Annotated in this window: 13 protein-coding genes and 1 pseudogene; 10 read left to right on the forward strand and 4 right to left on the reverse strand. The window is 47.2% G+C overall.

What is annotated here, in order from left to right:
- Positions 1 to 103 precede the first annotated feature (103 nt).
- The 3 genes from HMPREF2560_RS04325 to fghA are packed head-to-tail and all read left to right on the forward strand — an operon-like array spanning position 104 to position 2430.
- Positions 104 to 424, forward strand: coding sequence for a CRISPR-associated endonuclease Cas3'' (locus tag HMPREF2560_RS04325; RefSeq protein WP_070608699.1), 321 nt, complete (start codon positions 104 to 106; stop codon positions 422 to 424).
- Positions 425 to 484: 60 nt separating this feature from the next.
- Complete coding sequence (locus HMPREF2560_RS04330) at positions 485 to 1594, forward strand: S-(hydroxymethyl)glutathione dehydrogenase/class III alcohol dehydrogenase (RefSeq protein WP_210385484.1); 1110 nt, start codon at positions 485 to 487, stop codon at positions 1592 to 1594.
- A gap of 8 nt (positions 1595 to 1602) precedes the next feature.
- Positions 1603 to 2430, forward strand: coding sequence for an S-formylglutathione hydrolase (gene fghA / locus HMPREF2560_RS04335; RefSeq protein WP_070608703.1), 828 nt, complete (start codon positions 1603 to 1605; stop codon positions 2428 to 2430).
- 152 nt (positions 2431 to 2582) lie between these two features.
- On the opposite strand, the gene rtcR is transcribed toward fghA, so the two are convergent.
- A complete protein-coding gene (rtcR, locus tag HMPREF2560_RS04340; RefSeq protein ID WP_070608705.1) occupies positions 2583 to 4211 on the reverse strand; it encodes an RNA repair transcriptional activator RtcR in 1629 nt (542 codons plus the stop codon).
- Between the two features lie 1117 nt (positions 4212 to 5328).
- Between rtcR and HMPREF2560_RS04345 the strand changes: the two genes are divergently transcribed.
- Both HMPREF2560_RS04345 and HMPREF2560_RS04350 read left to right on the forward strand, forming a co-directional pair.
- Positions 5329 to 6903, forward strand: a complete 1575-nt coding sequence (locus HMPREF2560_RS04345) for a vWA domain-containing protein (RefSeq protein WP_070608707.1) — start codon at positions 5329 to 5331, stop codon at positions 6901 to 6903.
- Positions 6904 to 6992: 89 nt separating this feature from the next.
- Positions 6993 to 8471 (forward strand): RNA ligase, encoded by a 1479-nt coding sequence (locus tag HMPREF2560_RS04350; RefSeq protein ID WP_070608708.1) that lies wholly within the window; start codon positions 6993 to 6995, stop codon positions 8469 to 8471.
- A gap of 32 nt (positions 8472 to 8503) precedes the next feature.
- On the opposite strand, the gene HMPREF2560_RS04355 is transcribed toward HMPREF2560_RS04350, so the two are convergent.
- A complete protein-coding gene (locus tag HMPREF2560_RS04355) occupies positions 8504 to 8947 on the reverse strand; it encodes an RpiB/LacA/LacB family sugar-phosphate isomerase (protein WP_070608710.1) in 444 nt (147 codons plus the stop codon).
- A gap of 86 nt (positions 8948 to 9033) precedes the next feature.
- Here HMPREF2560_RS04355 and HMPREF2560_RS04360 point away from each other — a divergent pair, with 86 nt between their 5' ends.
- From HMPREF2560_RS04360 to cysI, 4 genes are all read left to right on the forward strand, one after another.
- Positions 9034 to 9687, forward strand: coding sequence for a metallophosphoesterase (locus tag HMPREF2560_RS04360; protein WP_070608712.1), 654 nt, complete (start codon positions 9034 to 9036; stop codon positions 9685 to 9687).
- A 137-nt stretch (positions 9688 to 9824) separates the two neighbouring features.
- Positions 9825 to 10289 carry a dihydroneopterin triphosphate diphosphatase gene (nudB, locus tag HMPREF2560_RS04365; protein WP_070608714.1) on the forward strand — a complete coding sequence of 155 codons (465 nt, stop codon included), beginning with the start codon at positions 9825 to 9827 and terminating at the stop codon, positions 10287 to 10289.
- A gap of 84 nt (positions 10290 to 10373) precedes the next feature.
- Positions 10374 to 10907 carry an inorganic diphosphatase gene (locus HMPREF2560_RS04370; protein WP_003678634.1) on the forward strand — a complete coding sequence of 178 codons (534 nt, stop codon included), beginning with the start codon at positions 10374 to 10376 and terminating at the stop codon, positions 10905 to 10907.
- Positions 10908 to 11076: 169 nt separating this feature from the next.
- Positions 11077 to 12834, forward strand: a complete 1758-nt coding sequence (cysI, locus tag HMPREF2560_RS04375) for an assimilatory sulfite reductase (NADPH) hemoprotein subunit (RefSeq protein WP_070608715.1) — start codon at positions 11077 to 11079, stop codon at positions 12832 to 12834.
- A gap of 128 nt (positions 12835 to 12962) precedes the next feature.
- On the opposite strand, the gene HMPREF2560_RS04380 is transcribed toward cysI, so the two are convergent.
- On the reverse strand, positions 12963 to 13550 hold the full coding sequence (locus HMPREF2560_RS04380) for a hypothetical protein (protein ID WP_070608717.1): 588 nt from the start codon (positions 13548 to 13550) through the stop codon (positions 12963 to 12965).
- A 90-nt stretch (positions 13551 to 13640) separates the two neighbouring features.
- Entirely contained in the window at positions 13641 to 14147 is a 507-nt protein-coding gene (locus HMPREF2560_RS04385) for a hypothetical protein (RefSeq protein WP_003685697.1), read from the reverse strand.
- A gap of 671 nt (positions 14148 to 14818) precedes the next feature.
- Here HMPREF2560_RS04385 and HMPREF2560_RS04390 point away from each other — a divergent pair.
- Positions 14819 to 15718, forward strand: a pseudogene (locus HMPREF2560_RS04390) (WYL domain-containing transcriptional regulator).
- Positions 15719 to 15975 lie beyond the last annotated feature (257 nt).

Below are 15975 nucleotides of genomic sequence, written 5' to 3' on the forward strand. Positions count from 1 at the left end.
CCGTCTGAAAAAGTTTCAGACGGCATTTTTTATATTTACATATTAAATTTAATATCATATTATCATTGCATGATATCAGTTTGAATTTTTTTAGAATTTCAATATGAAACCCCTAATTTACTATGCTCATTTTGCCCAAGATGAACTCGGCAATCTCTTGCCTTACGAACATTGGCAAACCTTGCAAAGTCATTCGGTAAATGTTGGGGAAATGGCGGCGGAGTTTGCGCGAGTATTTGGGGCACAGGAAATTGCCTGCCAGATGGGAAAGTTGCATGACTTAGGGAAATATTCGGAAGCCTTTAATTATCGATTGTATGGCGATCCTTCAGGTGATCATGCTACCGTCGGAGCCAAAATTGCAAAAATGCTTGCTTTAGAGTGGAGGTCAAAGTATAACCTATTGTTATCTCACTTAGGCTAGATAACTTTATTAATGAATTAAAAGGCAAAAATAATGGAAATTAAACAAACCAATTCAACCATCAAATCTCGTGCGGCGGTGGCATTCTCACCAAATCAACCCTTACAAATTGTGGAAATCGACGTAGAAATGCCACGCAAAGGCGAAGTGTTAATCCGCAATACCCACACGGGCGTGTGCCACACTGATGCATTTACGTTATCAGGAAGCGATCCGGAAGGCGTGTTTCCTGTGGTACTTGGGCATGAAGGTGCGGGTGTGGTTGTTGCTGTAGGCGAAGGTGTGTCAAGCGTAAAACCAGGTGATCACGTTATTCCTCTTTATACCGCTGAATGTGGCGAATGTGAGTTTTGCCGTTCAGGTAAAACCAACTTATGCGTCTCAGTGCGTGATACACAAGGTAAAGGTTTAATGCCGGACGGTACGACGCGTTTTTCTTATCAAGGTCAGCCGATCTATCACTATATGGGCTGTTCGACCTTCAGCGAATACTCAGTTGTTGCCGAAGTTTCACTGGCGAAAATCAACCCAGAAGCCAACCACGAACAAGTATGTTTGCTCGGCTGCGGCGTTACTACAGGTATTGGTGCGGTACATAATACGGCAAAAGTGCAAGAAGGTGACTCTGTTGCCGTGTTTGGCTTGGGGGCGATTGGTTTGGCGGTGGTGCAAGGTGCGCGTCAAGCCAAAGCCGGTCGCATTATCGCCATTGATACCAATCCCTCAAAATTTGAGTTGGCAAAACAGTTTGGTGCAACTGACTGTTTGAACCCGAACGATTACGATAAACCAATTAAAGATGTGTTGTTAGACATTAATAAATGGGGTATTGACCATACCTTTGAATGTATCGGCAATGTAAACGTGATGCGTCAAGCATTAGAAAGTGCACACCGTGGTTGGGGACAATCCATTATCATCGGCGTAGCAGGTGCAGGACAAGAAATTTCAACTCGTCCGTTCCAGTTGGTAACAGGTCGTGTTTGGAAAGGCACGGCGTTTGGTGGCGTTAAAGGCCGCTCTGAACTGCCGAAAATGGTGGAAGATTCAATGAAAGGCGACATCGAGTTAGAACCATTTGTGACCCACACAATGACACTCGATCAAATCAATGAAGCCTTTGAGTTAATGCATGAAGGTAAATCGATCCGCGCTGTTATTCATTACTAAGGTACGCGATGAAACTGATTGAACGACATCAAATTTTTGGTGGTTCGCAACAAGTTTGGGCACACCATGCCCAAACGCTTCAATGCGAAATGAAATTTGCCGTCTATTTGCCAAATAATCCGGAAAATCGACCGCTTGGTGTGATTTATTGGCTTTCCGGTTTAACGTGTACGGAACAAAATTTCATTACCAAATCAGGCTTCCAGCGTTATGCGGCAGAACATCAAGTGATTGTGGTTGCCCCCGATACCAGCCCTCGCGGAGAGCAAGTGCCGAACGATGATGCTTACGATTTGGGGCAGGGTGCGGGCTTTTATCTGAATGCGACCGAGCAACCTTGGGCGACGAATTATCAAATGTATGATTATATTTTGAATGAGTTGCCTAGTCTGATTGAGGAAAAATTTCCTACCAATGGCAAACGTTCCATTATGGGACATTCAATGGGCGGACACGGCGCATTGGTATTGGCGCTGAGAAATCGGGAATGTTATCAAAGTGTTTCTGCCTTTTCGCCCATTTTATCGCCTAGCCTCGTGTCTTGGGGGGAGAAAGCCTTTTCTGCCTATTTAGGGAAAGATCGCGAAAAATGGCAGCAATATGATGCCAGCTCGCTGATCCAACAAGGCTATAAAGTGCAAGGTATGCGCATTGATCAGGGTTTGGAAGATGAGTTTTTGCCAACACAATTACGCACCGAAGATTTTATCGAAACCTGTCGTGCAGCAAATCAACCGGCCGATGTGCGCTTCCATAAAGGCTACGATCATAGCTATTACTTCATTGCCAGTTTTATTGGTGAGCATATTACCTATCATGCGGCATTTTTGAAGTAAACCAAAGAAGTGATTCGTGAATCGACCAAACGTTGGTATGAACGTTAATTTTTTATGTTAACGAAAATAAAAAGGCATCAGATTGATGCCTTTTGTTTTTTATAAATGATAAAAAATAATGCTCTCAAAATGAACTAGTCTGCCCACTCTATTTAAATATCCCCCCATTCCAGTCCAAACCGTTGCAAATACTTTCTCAGTCGATCGCTGTCATTGACTTTTGCCCTTTCTGTTCGGGAGACGTTGAACAATGCACGGCCGGCGGCGGCCATGTTGGGATGTTTGCGGCATTCGTCGATAACGTGTTGCAGTTGTAGTTTGTCGAATAAATCCAATGTGTCCCAATCGATTTTATCGGGGTAGTCTTGTGCTTTTTCAGACGGCCTGTTATGTAGGAGGCCGTCTGAAAAGGGTTCTTCCGACCATAACCATTTGAGGCGTTCGATTTCGGCTTGGACTTGTTCTACTTGTATCCTGCCTTGCGGCGCGAGTGTGGCCAGGCGCATGATGCTGGCGGCGAGGTCGCGGAAGTTGCCGCGCCATGGTGCTTGGTTGGAGTGGGCGAAGTCGAGGTAGGTGGCCAGGGCTTCTTTGTTGAAGCGGGTGGTTCGGCCGAGTTCTTGCGAGGCTAAGGCGAGCTGGTGTTCGACGTTGGGCTCGATGTCTTCGCGACGGTTGGCGAGTGCAGGTAGTGGGTAATTCCAGATATTAATGCGGGCGAACAGGTCTTCGCGGAAGCGTCCGGCGCGGATTTCGTGGCGTAGGTCGCGGTTGGTGCCGGCGATAAGTTGGAAGTCGCTTTTGACTTCGCTGTCGCTGCCGACGGGATAAAAGTGTTTTTCTTCAATGGCTTTGAGCAACATGGCTTGCTCGTCCAAGCCCAATTCGCCAATTTCATCTAAAAACAATACACCGCCGTCGGCGGTTTTCAAATAGCCTTCACGCTTTTCTGCAGCACCGGTAAAGGCGCCTTTTTTGTGGCCGAACAGGGCAGATGCTGCGCCGTCGCCGCGAAGGGTGGCGCAGTTTACATCGACAAACGTGCCTTTAATCAGATGGCGCGCTTTTTTTAATTCAAAAATCCTGCGTGCCAGCATGGATTTGCCTGCGCCTGTGGGGCCGGAAAGCAGAATGGGGGAAGGGGAGTTGAGTGCGACCTGTTCGATTTCGGCAATCATGCGGTTGAAAGCGGCGTTTTGGGTGGAAATACCGCTTTTCAGGTAGCGCACTGCGTCATCGCGTACGGCGGCAAGGCGTTCGGCCAGTACGTCGTAACGAGCCAAGTCCAAATCGATGATTTCATAACTGCCGACATTGCCGTCCTCCATACTGCGTCTTTGGTTTTTGGGAGGGGCGGTTTGTAAAAGTACTCCGGGAATTTGACACGATTCCACCAATAAAAACAGGCAGATTTGGGCAACGTGTGTACCTGTCGTGATGTGGGTGAGATAGGTTTCCTCTTCTGTATCAAATGGATAGCTTGCTGCCCAATCGTGCAGCTTGGTATAAACCTCGGAGAAGTCCCACGGGTTTGCCAGCTCCATAGGCACGAGATTGACGACTGTGTGGGGCGACACCCGCTGAATATCGGCTTTTACATGATCCGCCAGTTCGCGGTATTTTTCCGCATAAAATAGCTCCATGCGGTCAAGATGAAAATCCTGACGCTGATTCATGGCGACATTCGGCCGCCACTTCTGCCAACGCCCTTGACCGAAACCGCTGTCCAACACCGTGCCGAGAAAGCTGACGGCGACTTGTTTTTTAGGGTTGGTATTCATGTTTCAGACGGCCTTTAAATTATTTTTTCTAAGACAAATTTGCCGTTTACTTAACCGCAGGCGTTTGTCCAAATCATCGAATCGCATCATATATCCTTTTATATTTTATTTTCTATATAACTATCTATAAATATATTTTTTAGTATTCTACGCTTCTTGCTAATAAAAGCCACTTTAAAATATATTTTCTTTATATTCAATAAATTAAAAATTATATTTATAAAAATTCCATTCTTGGCACGCTGTTGGCTATGTTGTGAATGTAACGATACAGCAGATGCTTCGGGAAATACAGTTACCGGAGAAAAATTTTCCGTAAATTTAGTTGCTGTGTGGTTACAGGGCGAATGCCAACAAGACTACATTTGGATTAACAGGTTCGAATCCTGTCTCGTCTGATAGACGTTGAACGTCTTGTTTATTTAGTCGCCCACCCTTTTTCAATATGGCAGGCAAATGCCTAGGGAAACTACAACATGGATATCCTTGTGTCGCAGGTTCGAGTCCTGTCTCTGTTATCCAAAATAGCAGAGTAGCTCAGTTGGTAGAGTAAAGGCATGTTTCCCTTAAAAACTTGTTGCGTGCCATATTACTTTTACGGCAGCAGGCGGATGTCTGGAGAGAATACATGAACCTTTTACGTTAAAACCGTTTCTCTTCATGTTTATCCGCTACGCAGCCCCCATTCGAGGCCGTCTGAAATATTCAGGCGGGCTGATATAAAAACTGTTTTTGGTGCAAACGGCAAATGCCGGAGGAATTACAGCCTACTAAGCGCGAGGTCGCGGGTTTGAGTCCCGTCTCTGCCGCCAACTATGGCAGAGTAGCTCAGTGGATAGAGCGCGTAAAAATTTCTCCACTCTTTGTTGCCCAATGTGCCACCCCTTATGGGCGAATGCCATTAGGATTACATTCCTTGCTTGCTACAAACCTGAATGATCCTAATTAAACTGGTCGCCCTACGGCAGTAGGCGGATGCCCGGAAGAGAATACATTAGCTTTCAGTTAAAAACGCTTCTCTTCATCTTTAGCCGCCACACTGCCACCCATTCAAGGCCGTCTGAAAAACAAAGCTAAAACAAGTTCAGACGGCCTCAAACCAACAATATGAAAGAAAATGAAAATGGCTAATACTACCTTGTTTCAATCGATTAAAAACCGTTTTACTAAAACCGATACCCATAATGAAGCCGGCGGCATCGCCTACACGCTGACACCCAAACAACAGCTGGCACAGCTTGCCGCTACCGGTTGTCTGAACAATACCTTCTATGCCGACGCCCAAAGTCAGCTTGACCAAGTGTTGAAATTGGCAGAAAGCCTGGATGCCGAGTTTATCGCCAAAACTGCCGTATATGCCCGTCAAAAAGGTTTGATGAAAGATATGCCTGCGCTGTTGCTTGCCGTGTTGGCGCAAAAAGATGTGAACATACTCGCCCGTGTATTCGACCAAGTGGTGGACAACGGTAAAATGTTGCGTAACTTCGCACAAATTATCCGCAGCGGCGCAGTCGGCAGAAAATCCTTCGGCAACCGTCCGAAAAAGCTGATGCAGACTTGGCTTTTGACCGCTACCGAAAAACAACTGTTGAACGCTGCTATCGGCAATTCGCCGTCGCTGGCAGACGTGGTTAAAATGGTGCACCCCAAACCGTGTGAAGCATGGCGTGCTGCATGGTTTGCATGGCTGATCGGCAAACCGTACGACCTCGAAACATTGCCGCCCATTACCCGCGCTTTTGAAGACTACAAACAAAGCCGCCAAGGCGCATTGCCCGACGTTCCTTTCCAAATGCTCACTGCGTTGGAATTGAACAGCGGCGACTGGGCGCAAATTGCCTGTAACGGTTCATGGCAGCAGGTTCGTCAAAACCTGAACACTTTCCTGCGCCACGAAGTGTTTGCCAAAAGCAAAAACATCAAAATGGTGGCAGAAAAACTGCGTGACGAAACCGCCATTGCCCGCGCCCGCGTCCTGCCTTACCAATTGCTGACCGCGTATCAGGCAACATCTAATCAAATGCCGTCTGAAATCCGTGAAGCCCTGCAAGATGCGATGGAAACCGCCGTACAAAACGTACCGGCCATCCAAGGCAAAGTCGTGGTTTGTCCGGACGTTTCCGGCTCTATGCACAGCTCGGTTACAGGCTATCGCGGCAGCGCGACCAGCAAAACCCGCTGCATCGACATTGCCGCGCTCGTATCCGCCGCCATGTTGCGTACCAATCCGCAAGCCCGCGTGATACCGTTTGAACAAATCACGGTAAACGTGCAGCTCAATCCGCGCGACAGTATCATGACCAACGCCGAAAAACTCGCCAATATCGGCGGCGGCGGAACGGCATGCAGCGCACCGATCGCCATGTTGAACCGTGAAAAAGCTGAAGTGGATTTGGTCGTCATCGTGTCAGACAACGAAAGTTGGGCAGATGACAGCCAACGATGGGGTGGTAAAACCAGTCTGATGAAAGAATGGGACATCCTGAAAAAACGCTGTCCCGAAGCCAAACTCGTTTGCCTGGATATCCAGCCTTACACCAAGGCTCAAGCACGAAACCGTCAGGATATCTTGAACATCGGCGGCTTCTCCGACCAAGTGTTTGCCCTGATTGGTTCCTTTGCCGAACGAGGTATGGGTACAGATTTCTGGGTAGAAGAGATTGAGAAAACGCCGTTGGCAGCTGTGAACTGAAGCTAAGGCCGTCTGAAAAAAGGGTAGAAATATTTTTTCAGACGGCCTATTTATTCAGGACAAGCTGAGAAAAAGAATAAGGAAACAAAATGCAAAAATTTATCTTAATACGCGGTCATCAGGGTTCGGGAAAATCGACTTTTGCCGAACAAAAAGCCGCCGAATTTAAAGCGCAGTATCCGGATGCGGAAGTTGTCCGTATTGAAAATGATTTGTTCATTACCGATGAATACGGTGAATATCGTTGGTCGGGCGAAGCAGTGGATAAGGCGCAGAAACGCGGCAATGCCTTGATGACTGAAACTTTGAGGCTTGGACGCCAAAATCCGAATCGAAATATTTTGATCATTCATTCCAATACCAACCAAAAAGCTTCGCGTTGCCGTCATTTATTGGATCAGGCGGAGAAAAGCGGTTTTGAAACAGAGATCTACCGATTGCACAATTTCTATCCCAACCTACACGGCGTAAAAGAGCATGACGTGTTGGCGGCGTATATCAAGTTGAACCAAAACCGTGTGGCAAACGAAATCCATATCGAGGCCGTGCAACCGGCAAATGCGGAGCAGTTAGAAAAAATCAAACAGATGCAGGCTATCGAGCATAAGCCGCTGGTGTTTGATGAGGCGCAGCAAACCTTTGTGACCGATCACTATCTGCAACACGGCAGCCGCAACTTTACCGGCAAAGCATCCAAGCGTTATCCTGAATTGCGCGTGTTGAAATACGCACGCAGCGTGTTCTATAACAACCGCTTTGATGATGCTTTGCTGGAAATGCGCGGTTTGATTATCGATGCGCATAATCGAATTATCGTGCGTCCGTTTAAAAAAGTATTCAACTATTCGGAACGTATTGCCAAAGGCAGCCGCTATCCGATCAGAATCGGTGACGAGAGACTGGTGGACGCGGTGGTGAAAGTAAACGGCTTCCTCGGTTGCTGCACTTTCGTCTCGCTTTCAGACGGCCATCCGTCTCACGGCGCAGCGTTTGACGGCAAAGTGCTGTATTCGACTACAGGTTCGCTTGATAGCGCGTTTGCCGACATGACCGCCGCACATTGCGCACAATACGAAACATTGTTCCGTGCATATCCGAACCATACTTTTTTGTTCGAAATCACAGATGCGAAAGACGTACACATCATCCGCGAAGAATTGGGTGAAACCCTAATCGGCTGCATCGACGTGGCGACCGGCCGTCAGTTTACTGAAGCGGAATTGGACGAAATCGGCAAACAATACGGAGTTCGCCGTCCTGAAACGCTGAAAAACATCACGTTCGGCGAGCTGAAAGGCCGTCTGAAAAATGTGGAACACGAAGGCTTTATGGTATTTGATGCCCAAAACGGCGAAATGCTGTTCAAACTCAAATCGCCGTATTACCTGATTTCCAAGTTTTTAGGACGAAGCAACGAGGGCAATATCGGCCGCAAACTGGACAAACGCCATGTTGATGAAGAATTTTATCCTTTAATCGATTACATCCACGAGTATCAGGAAGCATTCAATGCTATGTCGGAATTAGATAAAATCGCGTTTATTCAGGCGTTTTTGAGACAGTTGTAAGGCCGTTTGAAAATATATGGAGCAACGCGTATTTATTTTCCGCGCTCATACGCTTCGATTTCGCCAACCTTAGGCGCATAACCGCTGCTTGTGTTGTGGCGCAAGTCCAACCAGATATTGACCAATGCCCAAGCGGCCGGAGCGGCAATGACGTTTTGCCCCATACATAAAACCTGCGCATCATAGTTTTCCACCGAGCCGCGGAGGGTGAGTAAATCATGCGCCGTTGCCGCCCGTATGCCGCGCACCTTATTAGCGGCGATTGCCGTGCCCACACCGGTGCCGCAAATCAACAGCGCACGGTCGGCATGTCCTGCCGCGACTTCTTCGGCCGCGGCAAACGAGAGTTGCGGATAGCTTCTTTCGGGTGAGGATAAATCGACCAAGCTGCTGACGCGCGGGTCGTTTTGCAAATGCGCTTTGAGCGCGTCCTTCAATATTGCGCCGTTGGCCGGCGCGGCAATAACCAAACGCATAAAAACTCCTTGAAGCACACAATAAACATTACTCAGCATACGCCCGCGCGTGATACGATTCAAGCTTGCAACGCAGAGAGCACGGCATGAGCAAAACCTACTTCACATCAGACCTACATTTCTCACATAAAAACATCGCCAAATTCTGCCCGCAATTTCGACCGTTCGATAACGTGGAGCAGATGGATGAATTTTTAATCCGGACATGGAATGAAACCGTTACGCCTGAAGATACGGTGTACAACTTGGGTGATTTTTCCTTTGCCCAAGATCATAAGCAGATAGAGCGCGTTTTGTCGCGTTTGAACGGGCAACATCACTTGATTTACGGCAATCATGATCATGTGATTCGGCAGCATGCTGATTTTTTCCGCAGCCAAACCAAGCATGACGGTCATCCGCTGCTGTCGTCCATACGGTCGTATTTGAAACTCAAATCGCCGGAAATTAAGAATACGCTGGTTCTCTTTCACTATCCGATTCAGGAATGGGACGGCTGCTATCAGGGTTGGTATCACTTATACGGCCATTTGCATGACAGGGTGGCGGAAATCAAAGGGCGTGCTTTAAATGTCGGATTTGATTTGCACGGCCGCTTTTTGACGGCGCAAGACGTCGATAAGTTTTTGTGTGATTTGCCTAAAATTTCGTATTTTGGCGAAGCAGGGTTGAAGGCCAAGTCGCCGGAAGAAGCGGCAGAGCTGGTGTCTCGGAAACTGGCGCAATTAAATCAGGTATAATTTCAGACGGCCTTTGCGGATTTACGGCAAAGGCCGTCTGAATATCAATTTCCCATTTTTGAGTGATACATGGAAAACCTTTTGGCTTACTTACTACAAAAAATCAGCCTCCCCAACCAAACCGGCAAGGACAAGTCATGAGCGATAAGCCTTTGAAGTATCCCGTTTCCGCTTTGGTTGTTTTGTATGATAAAGACGGCAATATCCTGCTGATTGAACGCACGGCGCCGCAAGGTTTTTGGCAGTCGGTTACCGGCAGCTTGGAAGAAGGCGAGCGTATCGAAGAAACCGCATGGCGCGAAGTGTGGGAGGAAACCGGTATCCGCCTTGCAGACGGACAGCTGGAAAACTGGCACGACAGCACCGTTTATGAAATCTATCATCACTGGCGCCATCGCTATCCCAAAGGCGTTTTTGAAAACCGCGAACACATCTTCTCCGCCCAAATTCCACGTGATACGCCCATCGTCCTACAACCGGACGAACACGTTGCCTACGGTTGGTTTAGCGCGGAAGAAGCGGCGGAAAAAGTGTTTTCCCCTTCCAATAAACGTGCAATTTTAGAATTGGTCAAAAGGCTGAATGCCAAAAAGGCCGTCTGAATACGACAGTTTCACATTTTCAGACGGCCTTGGGTTTGCTATACTTTCGCCGTTTGACTCTCTTTAAAATCAAAGGAAACCATCATGGCAGACTTCAATAAAATCCTGACCCCGGGCGATGTGGACGGCGGCATCATCAACGTTGTCAACGAAATCCCTGCGGGCAGCAACCACAAAATCGAATGGAATCGCAAATTGGCCGCTTTCCAACTCGACCGCGTTGAACCGGCAATTTTCGCTAAGCCGACCAACTACGGCTTCATTCCGCAAACTTTGGACGAAGACGGCGACGAATTGGACGTATTGCTGGTGACCGAGCAGCCTTTGGCAACCGGTATTTTCCTGGAAGCACGCGTTATCGGCGTGATGAAATTCGTTGACGACGGCGAAGTGGACGACAAAATCGTCTGCGTTCCAGCCGACGACCGCAACAACGGCAACGCCTACAAAACTTTGGCCGATTTGCCGCAACAACTGATCAAACAAATCGAGTTCCACTTCAACCACTACAAAGACCTGAAAAAAGCAGGTACCACTAAAGTTGAATCTTGGGGCGATGTAGAAGAAGCGAAACAAGTCATCAAAGAATCTATCGAACGTTGGAACAAACAAGCCTAATCGGTTTGTCCCGTCCAATATCAAGGCCGTCTGAAAGCAAAGTTCAGACGGCCTTTTTATGTTCCAAACCAATATAACAAAATCGTCTTTAAAACAAACAAACCATTCTTTCTCATTTTCAGACGGCCTCATTAAAGTAACGCCTATACCAAAAATAAGGAGTGCTTCAATGACTGCTACCACAACCGACCCACGAGCCAAGCTGCCTGAGACGCCTTTGTCCGGCAACGAAGCCTTGAAAGAGCGCAGCGATTATCTGCACGGTACGATTAAGGAGGAGTTGAAAGACGACTTTACCGGTGGCTTTACTGCCGATAACTTTCAGCTTATCCGCTTCCACGGTATGTACGAACAGGACAACCGCGATATCCGTGCCGAGCGTACCGAACAAAAACTTGAGCCTTTAAAAAACATGATGTTGCGTTGCCGTTTGCCCGGCGGCATCATTACGCCGAAGCAGTGGCTGGGTATCGACAAATTTGCCGGTGAAAATACGATTTACGGCTCTATCCGCCTGACCAACCGTCAAACCTTCCAATACCACGGCATTTTGAAAACCGATTTAAAACAGGCACATCAGGCATTGCACAAACTTGGTTTGGATTCCATTGCCACAGCCAGCGATGTCAACCGCAATGTGTTGTGTACCAGCAATCCTGTGCAAAGCACTTTACATCAAGAAGCCTATGAATGGGCGGCGCGCATCAGTATGCACCTTCTGCCGCGCACCATGGCATATGCCGATGTATGGCTGGACGGTGAAAAAGTGTTTACAACCGGGCCGACCGAGCCGCGCAATAAAGAAATTGCCGACGACGTAGAGCCGATTTTGGGCAAAACCTATTTGCCGCGCAAATTTAAAACCGCCGTCGTGATTCCGCCCGATAACGATGTGGACATTCATTCCAACGACTTGGGTTTTGTGGCGGTTGCAGAAAATGGCAAGTTGGTGGGCTTCAATGTATTGGTCGGCGGCGGTTTATCCAGCGAACACGGTAATACCAAAACCTATCCGAATACTTCTTACGAATTTGGTTTCGTTCCGCTCGAATACACCCTCAACGCCGCCGAAGCTGTTGTCAGCACCCAGCGCGACTGGGGCAACCGCAGCGACCGCAAAGCAGCGCGTACACGCTATACGCTGCAACGCGTCGGCGTTGATGTGTTCAAAGAAGAAGTAGAAAGGCGCATGGGCATTAAGTTTGAACCCATCCGCCCTTACGAATTTACCCATCGCGGCGACCATATCGGCTGGGTACAAGGGCATGAAGGCAACTGGCATTTGACTTTGTTTATTGAAAATGGCCGCCTGCTCGATTATCCCGGCAGACCGTTGAAAACAGGTATCCGCGAAATTGCCAAAATCCATCCCGGCGACTTCCGTCTGACTGCCAACCAAAATCTGGTGGTTGCCAATGTACCGCCCGAATTGAAAGACACGATTGATAAAATCGCCAAAGAGCATGGCCTTATCAGCAAATCGATTACCATCCAGCGTGAGAACTCAATGGCCTGCGTTGCCTTGCCGACTTGCCCGCTGGCGATGGCGGAGGCCGAACGCTTCCTGCCGACATTCTCCGATAAAATTGATGAAATGTTCGCCAAATATGGCTTGGAAGACGAATACATCGTTTTGCGCGTAACCGGTTGTCCCAACGGTTGCGGTCGCGCCATGTTGGCGGAAATCGGTTTGGTCGGTAAAGCAGTCGGTCGCTACAACCTTTACGCAGGCGGCAACCGCGAAGGCACCCGCATTCCGCGCCTGTTTAAAGAAAACATTACTGAACCTGAAATCCTTGAAATTGTCGAAGGCTGGGTGGCAGATTGGTCTCGAAACCGTTTGGATGATGAAGGTTTTGGCGATTTCGCCATCCGTACCGGCATCGTCAAACCTGTATTGGATGCTCCGCGAGACTTCTGGGAATAACGCATACAGACAGACCCACAAGTCTGCAATAAGAAAATAGAGAAGGGCTAAAGGCCGTCTGAAAATCTGATTTTCAGACGGCCTTTTATATTGGGAGCGTTTATATCAAAGATGGGATATAAACCGAATCAGCGACGGCGGCCAAAGCCCCGACCCATGCTTGGGCGGCGGTAATTGGAAGGCTGACGCGCGGTTTCGCGGTAACGCTGTTGCTGTTGAGCGTTTTGTTGTTGCGCATTTTGCTGTTGGGCACGCAGGGTACGCGTATTCAGCTGTTGGCTGGTGCGTCCGTTTGGACGTGCGGTTTGATAATAGTTGGCACGGGCTTGACGTGCAATCGGGCTGTTTTGATTGCGTGCCTGTGTGAATTTGTTCGCCAATGCGTTGCCGATAAATGCACCGGCTGCCGTACCCACCAAGCTTTGCAGCAGCCAGCTGCCGGTAGATTGGTCGTAGATGTATTGTTGGCCGTCTGTACCGGTTACCGGTTGGCCATTGTTGCCGTTGGCTTGTGCTTCGGCAGGAATGGTGTCTTTCACGGCTTCAGGCGTAAGCTGGTAAACCGTATTGTCTTCTTGTTGGCCGTTTTGTTGTGCCAACTGTTGTTGTAATGCTTCGATTTGTTTTTGTTGCTGCTCAAGCTGCGCCTGGGTATTGTCTTTGCAGGCAGCGAGGGCAAAAGTGGAAAGGGCGGCTAAGGCAATCAGTTTTTTCATTGTTTTTCCTGAGAGAAGTTTGTCTTTGCCGAGATTTCGGCGGAGTGTGTTCGCCTAATATTAAACCATTTCCCTGTTTTTCAAGTGGTTTTACAAAATAATATTGGAAAGTTGCGCTGCAAATGCACGGCTGTTGGCAGCCAGATTGCCCAGCGCAGGCATTTCGTGTTCGGTTTCGATAATCAGCAGGTTGGCAGGGCGGCGGGTGTGCAGGGACATTTGCATTTCAGCGGGAGAGAAGGGCATATGATGGCGTTTGGCGAAAGCTTCGGCGCGTTTGTTGGCAGTCTTGAGCATAGGTAGCAGGGTAATGTCCAAATGGAAACGGCGTACGCCCAAAACCAAAATACGCGCCGCAAAGAAGTCCGCTTCATCAGTAAAAACGTTGGGGCTGCTTTGATTGAAGTCGTGGCGCTCTGCGGCAATCAAGGTCGCGATGGTGCGTACTTGCGGAATCAGGGCTTCGCTGATGAGGCTGTCAGGCGAATCAGGCAAAGTGTGCATGTTGAGCATGCTGTGGTGGCTGTTGCTGTCAACGACCATGCGGCAGGTGTGTAACATTTGTGTTTGGCTGTGGATTTTAGTTGAGGCAGTCATGGCTGTATTCCTTATTTCTTAAAAATGGGTGGATTTAAGCGGCCATGGTGGGTATAAAAAAAGCCGCTCAAATGAGGCGGCTCTAATTTGCGTATTTTCAATTTGGTCTGTTTTAGACAAGCGCAAAAAAGTACCGCACGTTTGTGTGGTACCAATAGAAGAAAGTAGCAGAGCGTTGCGCGGTTTGCATGATGAAAATACGTCTTTAATGTATAAAAGAATGGGACGTAGTTTAAAACAAGAATGCCAGTAATTTCAATATCCAATCGACAAAACCCACCAATAAATCTACAAGTTGTTGTAATCCTTCCAATTTATTTTCTTTCGAGTGAGTCAAATTTGCACAATTATAATGCAAAACCGGGTAAATTGATAACAATCCGAGCAGGCTCTTTAAAAAGGCCGTCTGAAAACTGAATTTCAGACGGCCTTGGGCTATCGCATTTGCTCAATGAAACAGCAAATTAAAAAAAGGGATATAACTGCATCATTAAAACAGAAAGTGTAAATTAAATGTAAATTAAATAATTGCTGTGTTGAATAATAAGGTAGAATTGCCAAAGTTTATTAATGAATTATAAAAATACGCAAAGCAAAAAAGAGCGACAGTACCTGTCGTGACTGCAACATAAAATTCTGCCATTACATACGAAAACGAAAATTTATCTACTATGAGCCAGCGTACTAAAGCACAGGAAGCACTAGGCATCCGTTTGGCAGATATTCTGACACGTCTAAATCAAGGGGAAACGATTGATATTCAAAGTTTGCCCGAGCGCTATGGCATTTCATTGCGTACAGCCCAACGTGATCTCAATCGTCTTGCCCCTTTATTGCAAACTACAGGTACACGTTATTACCGTCTGGATCAAAACCAATACGGCCGTCTGAATAAAGACGAAATCCGCCGTATTTGTCATTTTGCAGGCTTACAAGACCTTTTCCCTGAAGCGGACCGCCGCTTTTTTCAAGAAAGCCTGCGTCAAAGCATTATCATCAAAGGCCATCAATACGAAAATATTCGTCATCGCCAATCAGATTTTGATTTGGTAACACATTCTATAGAAGCAAAGCAAACCATTAGCTTTAATTACACCAAAGCCGATGGCAGTAAAAGCCATCGTACTTTAGATCCTTACCGGCTCATTAATAAAAGCGGTATTTGGTATCTTATCGGACTCGAAAATGGTCGAGAAAAGACCTATTGCTTTACTCAAACATCCTAGCTGCAAACAACCTCAAAGACATATGTTCCAGATGTAGGGTTTGTAGAGAAAATTCAAAATACCGACAGCATCTCGTATGGTAATCAAGTCAGTGAAATCATTATTCAAATCAGCCCACAGGCTGCACATTACTTTTTGCGGCGCAAGCTGTTACCCAATCAGGAGGTTATTCGTCGCCTCGATAACGGTGGCCTGTTGATTGCCTGCAAAAATGTTAACGAAATTGAAGTTATCCCCATCGTCCAATATTGGATACCGCATTCAAGAATTGTCAGTCCGCAAGAGTTGCAGGAAAAGATAATCGGCAAATTAAAAAACTATATCAATAACCATACGAAGGGCTAATAACATGTGGCAAATCATACTTGGATTCATCATGTTGCCTGTTGCGTTTATGCAAAGAGGCGGAATTAGGGCAATTATAGGGCTAATCTATATGTATAGTACATCTTGGCTTGATTGGAACGTAACGTACAGGGGGAACTTGGAACTTATTTCTTGTTTTATTTTTGGTCTAATGGGTTTTTGTCTGCTAATGAGTTCGTTCAGTAAGGCCTAATCGGCACAAATAGCAGAAAGTAGTCATTTCCATTTAATTTTTA

This window comes from Neisseria sp. HMSC078H04, assembly GCF_001838135.1.
In the GTDB taxonomy this organism is placed as follows: Bacteria; Pseudomonadota; Gammaproteobacteria; order Burkholderiales; family Neisseriaceae; genus Neisseria.

Coding starts and splice junctions, on each gene's coding strand:
- HMPREF2560_RS04355 (WP_070608710.1), bottom strand. CDS start 8,947: ATGCGTTTGGTTATTGCCGCGCCGGCCAACGGCGCAATATTGAAGGAC.
- HMPREF2560_RS04325 (WP_070608699.1), top strand. CDS start 104: ATGAAACCCCTAATTTACTATGCTCATTTTGCCCAAGATGAACTCGGC.
- cysI (WP_070608715.1), top strand. CDS start 11,077: ATGACTGCTACCACAACCGACCCACGAGCCAAGCTGCCTGAGACGCCT.
- HMPREF2560_RS04345 (WP_070608707.1), top strand. CDS start 5,329: ATGAAAATGGCTAATACTACCTTGTTTCAATCGATTAAAAACCGTTTT.
- nudB (WP_070608714.1), top strand. CDS start 9,825: ATGAGCGATAAGCCTTTGAAGTATCCCGTTTCCGCTTTGGTTGTTTTG.
- HMPREF2560_RS04380 (WP_070608717.1), bottom strand. CDS start 13,550: ATGAAAAAACTGATTGCCTTAGCCGCCCTTTCCACTTTTGCCCTCGCT.
- HMPREF2560_RS04385 (WP_003685697.1), bottom strand. CDS start 14,147: ATGACTGCCTCAACTAAAATCCACAGCCAAACACAAATGTTACACACC.
- fghA (WP_070608703.1), top strand. CDS start 1,603: ATGAAACTGATTGAACGACATCAAATTTTTGGTGGTTCGCAACAAGTT.
- rtcR (WP_070608705.1), bottom strand. CDS start 4,211: ATGAATACCAACCCTAAAAAACAAGTCGCCGTCAGCTTTCTCGGCACG.
- HMPREF2560_RS04370 (WP_003678634.1), top strand. CDS start 10,374: ATGGCAGACTTCAATAAAATCCTGACCCCGGGCGATGTGGACGGCGGC.
- HMPREF2560_RS04350 (WP_070608708.1), top strand. CDS start 6,993: ATGCAAAAATTTATCTTAATACGCGGTCATCAGGGTTCGGGAAAATCG.
- HMPREF2560_RS04360 (WP_070608712.1), top strand. CDS start 9,034: ATGAGCAAAACCTACTTCACATCAGACCTACATTTCTCACATAAAAAC.